The sequence below is a fragment of the Okeania sp. SIO2F5 genome (assembly GCF_010692685.1).
Lineage (GTDB): Bacteria > Cyanobacteriota > Cyanobacteriia > Cyanobacteriales > Microcoleaceae > Okeania > Okeania hirsuta.
The window spans coordinates 1-6,584 of the sequence record NZ_JAAHGU010000226.1 but is presented as its reverse complement, the minus strand read 5'-3'; the positions used below and the strand labels follow the sequence as shown (position 1 = coordinate 6,584).

Here is a 6,584-nt window from a genome sequence, read left to right as displayed (position 1 = left end):
TTTGGAGATGTCTATTGGTAAGGTAAGTTCCGGCAACTGATGATTTGCGATCGCTTCTTACACCATGCTATCAGTCTAAATACTTACTCAACTTTTACCATCTTTGCATACTACATTTTGTCGCACAAAATGTGGGTTTTAGTACTACAGACATAGATAAATAAATTTACCTGTTCGCGGAGCGTTGCCTCAGCAAATCGCTCCCAATTATTTGTAACATTCTTTTTTCAAATTGGTATAGCAATGTGCGCTCAGGTATTTACAATGTCCAGCTCAAAGTGCAGTCTAGAACAGGTCTACAAAAAATAATGTGTAAATATGCCAGCGCACATTGCTATATTAAAAATTTTTAGGTAGAAAAATTGCTGAGAGTCAATCTAGATAAGGGAATTACGTCAATGCGATAAAAATGCCTATAACTCTTGGTAATTAAGGATTTATGCCTTTTTGACGTAAAAGCCTTTTCCTGTCTATATTTGAGCTTATTTTCTACTTCTATTTTGTGTAAAGTCCCAATAGAATATCTGTATTAAGAGAAAATAATTTTGTGATTAGTGTATAACTAAAACTTTTACTATACCATGTCCGTTTAATTATTGATAAAAAAAATTCTTCTCCTAAATACCTTCTTTCTCCGTCCAGATTCCAGACTCCAGACTCCTCCCTAATTATTTATAACTGTTCATCCGAACATAATATTACTCGCTATTGTTCCAGGAATTACAAATTCAAGTATTGAAGTTCGGAGGATGTCAAACTAACCCAAATATATTGCCAATAAACCACCCGTAGAATAGGAAAAATATTAATCCTTCCCAACGAGTTACTTGTTTATCTTGAGTGACAAAAAAGAACATAATTGTTCCTGCTAATAAAACCAATAACCCACCACCAATAAGATCTTTAGGAATTTCTAAATTGCCGATTAGTCCTGGTATTCCTAGTACCATCAATGAGTTGAAAATATTAGAACCTAAAACATTTCCTACAGCAATTTCTGGGTGCCCTTTTTTAGCAGCAGAAATAGTAACTATTAACTCTGGCAATGAAGTACCAAGAGCAACTGCACTTAAAGCAATTAATTCCTTAGCAATATCGAGTATCTTAGAGATTTTAGTAACTGATTCAATTGTATAAGTTGCACCCAAAAATACAAATAATGAACTAATAACCAAAATGGCTATTTGTTTGGTTGGTAAAATTTTCTTTGAGTTTCTATTTCCATCTTTTTCTAACTCTTGTTCTTCCTTACCACTACTAATAGTGTATAAAACATAGACAACATATCCCAAAATACAAATAATAGCTTCATTTTTAGAAAAATTATTATCTAAAACTGTTAAACCTAATAAAAAAGCTGAACCAACAAATAGTGGTAAATCTACATTAATTAGTTCATATTGTATCCTTAAAGGACTGCTGATCAATGATGCAGTACCAATAATCAAGAAAATATTAGCAATATTGGAACCAACCACATTACCAAAAACAATTTCAGAGGAGTTTTGGTATACAGCGATAATAGATGATACTAACTCTGGTAGAGAGGTTCCTACTGATACTATTGTTACCCCTACTAAAAAAGGAGAAATTCCTAAAGATATACCTATTTTTTCTGCTGCATCTGTAAAGAAGTCAGAAGCTTTAATCAGAACGAATAAGCTGACTATAAATATTACTATCCAGACAATTAAGTTTGGCATTAGTTTCTTCTTTCCATTTACATATATTATATATTTTTCGCCAATCTAAATTGAAGTTTTAGTGAGTATATTTAATATAGAAGTTGACATATCTTCCATGATCGAATGCTTTAACTATTTGATAGTTTACTGCTGCTAAAAATTTCCTAAAATCCTTGATATTATTTTTGGCAACTTCAACTAACATATCAGGTCGATAGCTAGATATCAAATTTTTTGATCCTTCCAACACATCTATTTCTTTGCCCTGTACATCAATTTTGATGAAGTCTACTTTTTCAGTAATTATTTCATCTAAAGGAACAACTACTAATTCTTGACCATTGATAATTTTATTTTCAATTTCTGTTAAAAATAAATCTTTAGCAGGATGTTCTTTTATGAAATATTTACCACGATTTTTACCAATAGCGTAGCCTAATTTAGATAAGTCAATATTGCCGACTTGGTTAATTGAGATATGCCTCTTCAAAGCTGCAATAATTTCTGGATGAAATTCTATGGGAATGATTTTTGCTGCCTGAATAAATTTGGCAAAGTAGACTAAATGATTCCCTGTATTTGCTCCAATATCAACTATAACTGGATTTGATGATTTTAAGTTTTGTCTGATCGACTCTAGCTGGGCTAATTCATAAAAATTACCACCAACATGAGCAATTTCTACTGCTAGATTTTTTCCTGTTATTTCAAATTTTATGGGGGTGTTTTGATAATTGAATGAAACTAGATTGTCTCTTTTAAGTAACTTATCAACTAAAGTTAACCAAACTTTAGCTACTTGATAATTAGGATTAATTTCTAGTGCTTGACTGAATTCTGATTTAGCTTCCAAAAGTTTATCTTGTCTAATTAGTAAATTACCGATCGCTTGATGAGCTTGAAAACTTTTGGGCGATATTTCTAAGGCACGATGAAAGTAATTTAGTGCTTGATCAAATTTGCCTTGTTGAACTAGACTATTACCAATATTTCCATAAAATTCTAGGGCAGAATCTGGTTTGAGTTCTGCTAATTTTTGCCAATAAATAATAGCTTCGTCTAATTGATTTAACTCTTGTGTAATTTTGGCTAAGAGATAAAGTAGAGATATATTATTTGGCTCTATGGAAAAAGCATATTTATAGAATTGACTTGCTTCATCTAGTTTGCCCTGGTTTTGCTCTATTAAACCTAAGTTAATTAGGGTGGGTACATGATTACTATCAGACTTGAGTATGTCAATATATATTGACTCTGCTTCTTTTAGTTTTCCTTCTTTTTGTAGATTTATAGCTTTTTGGAAAGCTTGATTTATGTCTGTCATTGTTAGTTTTTTTGATAATTTTTTTGATTTTTAAACAGAATAGGTTAAATATTTTTTCTTGTTTCCTCCTAATATTGTCAAAATCAAGGAATATGAACCTATTAATTAATATAGATTATTTGTTTTGATGTGTATAGTAATCCTAAGTCACTTGTAGAAAATTTAGGCACGGATATTAGAGAAAAAATTTTGAAACCTTTAAGCCTATTCTCTGCCCCCTTTTTCTTAATTTATTATTAGTTTTGATGTGTATACCAATACTAAGTTACTTGGATAAAATTTAGGCACAATTATATTAGAGAAAAAACTTGAAACCTTTACTTTAAACCTATTTTATGCTCCCTTTTTCTCAAATATGTTTCATATAACAAATATTGAGTTGGTGTTTGACTTATGCGAGTCTATCCCAGTAATAAGATTTTTGCTAAAAACCCTAAATATTTTGAGAGTTAAAAACGAAAAATCAAGGTTTTCAAACAAATTTTACTTAATCAAATAACCCTGTTAAAAAGAGTGGGATAGGTTCGCTGATGATAAGTCTTATACAAGGAAATGTTTTTCTCCCTGTTGCCTGCTATACAATCCAAACTAGGATAGTTATCTTAACCAAAAACTATAGTCATTTTGAATAAGACTGGAACACTTTTTTAGCTGAAACTCTTTCAAGGTAAGAAACCTTTGTCTCAATCTTAACTGGAATGACTATCAATAAATATTCGTGTATATATCCAATAAAAAAACTTGGTACATTATACAACTATTGGTCGAATATGCAAATAATTAATAAATTTTTTCTAATTGACGAAAATCACGCTCTACTTCAGACCAGAGAGCACGGTTATGAGGGTCTGTTTTGAGTGCTTTCTTAAGATAGTTTCTAGCTTTATCCAGTTGCCTTTCTCCAATGAGGTGACGTGCCCAACGTTGATAGGCGATCGCTTGCCATTGTCGTACTTCCCAATCTTGAGGCATTCTTTGAGCCAAACCTTCTACTACAGCGATCGCTCGAGGATATCTTTTATATTTTAATAATTGCTGTAAATGTAAATAATAATTTTGCTTAAGTTGTTTTTCTGCTTCCGATAAGTGGGATTCACTTTTCTGTTGATTCGACTTACGAGTTACTTTAACTTTTGTTTGCTTTGAGGGCGAAGTTTGTGGAGATTTAGTTTCTGGTTTGGAATTATTTTTTGTTGATTTGACAGTATAATTGTATGGTAATTCTGTTTGAGTAGGAGCAATTTTCAACAAGATTTTGTAAGCTTCTGTAACTGCAATAAATTTATCTTTAGCTTGCCGGTCGGGGTTAACATCTGGATGATATAGCCGTGCTAGTCGTCGATAAGAAGCCTTAACTTCTCCCAAACTAGCTCCTATATTTAACCCTAATTGTCGATAATAATCTGCAATATCCATATTTTTTTTTACAGACAATAAAGTAGGCTGAATATTAAGTAGTTGTGTCAAATCAATTACACATTAATTTTGGACATTCTCAAGAATTTAGACAAATTTCTGTTCAATCTATTTTGCCTACCTACTTAATTCACCCTACTGGAATGACATACCTAATTTTGTGCCTTAGATTATTGGGGTTGGGGCGGGTTCATCTAATTGGTTAATACTCTTTAATTTAACGTGGAAACCGCCCCTACTATTGCAACATTTTTAGGTATGTCAAGCCACTACTAACTACTAATTTTTAGTTTTGACGTTCATCAATTACTTGGTCAATTAGACCATATTCTTTTGCTTCTTCAGCAGACATAAAATAGTCTCGATCGGTATCTTTTTCTATCTTTTCTAAAGATTGACCCGTACATTCTACAAGCATATTATTTAACTGCGACCTAACACGCAAAATTTCCTTAGCTTCTATTTCAATATCTGTTGCTTGACCACGAGTACCGCCCATTGGTTGGTGAATCATAATTCTGGAGTTAGGCAAAGCTAGTCTTTTACCTTTCGTACCAGCAGCTAATAGAAAAGAACCCATAGAAGCAGCTAAACCTAAGCAGATAGTAATTACATCTGATTTGATGTACTTCATTGTATCGTATATGGCCAAACCTGCAGTTACAGAACCACCAGGAGAGTTGATATAAAGATAAATGGGCTTATTTGGGTCGTCAGAATCTAGATACAACATATAGGCCACGATTCTATTAGCTAGTCCATCTGTAACTTCTTGACCCAGAAAAATAATTCTTTCCTGACCGAGACGGGTGTAGATATCTATCCATCTCTCATACTGACTTCCAGGAAGACGATAAGGAACGCTAGGAACACCTATAGGCATAATTTTTGACCTTTTATTTTTTGATTTTATTGAGAACTTAAACAGCAGCGGGTAGTGGTTTTGGCAGTTCTTTTCTACTTGCTAAAACTTGGTCTATAAGACCATATTCTTTAGCTATTTCGGGTGTCATATAGAGCATTCTATCTGTATCTTTAGCAATCTTTTCTATTGATTGACCCGTATTTTTAGAAAGAATATTTAAAAAAGTTGTCTTATTAGCTAAAACCTCTTTTGCCCTAATTGAAATATCTGTTGCTTGACCTCTAGCTCCTGTTTTAGCTTGATTAAGAACTATGGTGGCATGAGGTAAACTAGCCCTATATCCTTTTGTTCCTGCCGATAAAATCATTGCTGCTGTACCCATAGCTTGACCAATACATATTGTATGAATTGGTGGTTTAACGTAACTCATGGTGTCACAAATAGCAAATGCTTCTGTTTCAAAACCAATTGCATCTCCTGTATACCAAGAAGTACCAGTAGAATTGATATAAAAATAAATTGGTTTTTCTGGGTTATCAAATTGTAGATAAAGTAGTTGAGCAATAATTAATTGGGTAACATCAATACCTACATTTCTTTTTACTTCATCTGATGAAAAAAGCGGTAACCCTAAATAAACGATTCGTTCTTTTAACATTAAAGATTCTAAATCAGGGGGTGGTGTCCGAAAAGAGGTGTCTCCGTAGTAACTCCCTGCTTGAACTGCTTTTATTTGTGAGTTCATTAGATAATTCCTAGCAATAATTGTACTATCTTTAAATTATGTTAGCGTGTTGTAGAGTTATTGTAGCGGGTATAATTGATATTAGTCATGGTCTTAAATTCAGTTATAATTTTCTGAAATATTAGTAACAAAAATAAGTTTTTTTGTCTAGGTGTGGATTTTACCATAATTATTTGGCAAAAATGGCGTATTTACCATTAATTATATTAATTGAGTAATATAGTTAGCAGAGATTGGGTTTCTTGTTGAGATACAGGCTCGATTGTCATTAACTTTTTGAGAAACCTAGTTTTTATGTATTCAAATCGAAATTTTTCCCTATCAAAAATGGAGCGAGTGAGGACTCCCGGTACAATCTCCAATTTACCGGGATATGAATCGCGACAAAGCAAACAATAAGCACTCCATTGAGATAGATTGAGATAGAATTATGATACAATTGGGACATGATAACACTAACCTACGAATTTAAGTTAATCCCCTCTCAAGAACAGATTGCCAGCATATCTTCTATGATGGCGGTCTGTAGAAAGGTGTGGAATTATGCCT

The 6,584-nt window shown here is 32.6% G+C and carries 6 protein-coding genes; 1 reads left to right on the top strand and 5 read right to left on the bottom strand.

The genetic code is table 11. The features are described from left to right. Positions 1–752 precede the first annotated feature (752 nt). The 5 genes from F6K27_RS31830 to F6K27_RS31810 all read right to left on the bottom strand — a co-directional run bounded on the left by F6K27_RS31830 (position 753) and on the right by F6K27_RS31810 (position 6,035). Positions 753–1,703, bottom strand: coding sequence for a calcium/sodium antiporter (locus tag F6K27_RS31830; RefSeq protein WP_287279841.1), 951 nt, complete (start codon positions 1,701–1,703; stop codon positions 753–755). 58 nt (positions 1,704–1,761) lie between these two features. Continuing rightward, positions 1,762–3,009, bottom strand: a complete 1,248-nt coding sequence (locus F6K27_RS31825; RefSeq protein ID WP_287279839.1) for an FkbM family methyltransferase — start codon at positions 3,007–3,009, stop codon at positions 1,762–1,764. Positions 3,010–3,789: 780 nt separating this feature from the next. After that, positions 3,790–4,425 (bottom strand): DnaJ domain-containing protein, encoded by a 636-nt coding sequence (locus F6K27_RS31820; RefSeq protein ID WP_124144698.1) that lies wholly within the window; start codon positions 4,423–4,425, stop codon positions 3,790–3,792. Positions 4,426–4,711: 286 nt separating this feature from the next. After that, positions 4,712–5,308, bottom strand: a complete 597-nt coding sequence (locus F6K27_RS31815; RefSeq protein WP_124144675.1) for an ATP-dependent Clp protease proteolytic subunit — start codon at positions 5,306–5,308, stop codon at positions 4,712–4,714. A gap of 37 nt (positions 5,309–5,345) precedes the next feature. Continuing rightward, a complete protein-coding gene (locus F6K27_RS31810; RefSeq protein ID WP_202218960.1) occupies positions 5,346–6,035 on the bottom strand; it encodes an ATP-dependent Clp protease proteolytic subunit in 690 nt (229 codons plus the stop codon). Positions 6,036–6,481: 446 nt separating this feature from the next. Between F6K27_RS31810 and F6K27_RS31805 the strand changes: the two genes are divergently transcribed. Beyond that, positions 6,482–6,584: helix-turn-helix domain-containing protein (locus F6K27_RS31805; RefSeq protein ID WP_287279842.1), on the top strand; the 103-nt coding region annotated here is incomplete at its 3' end.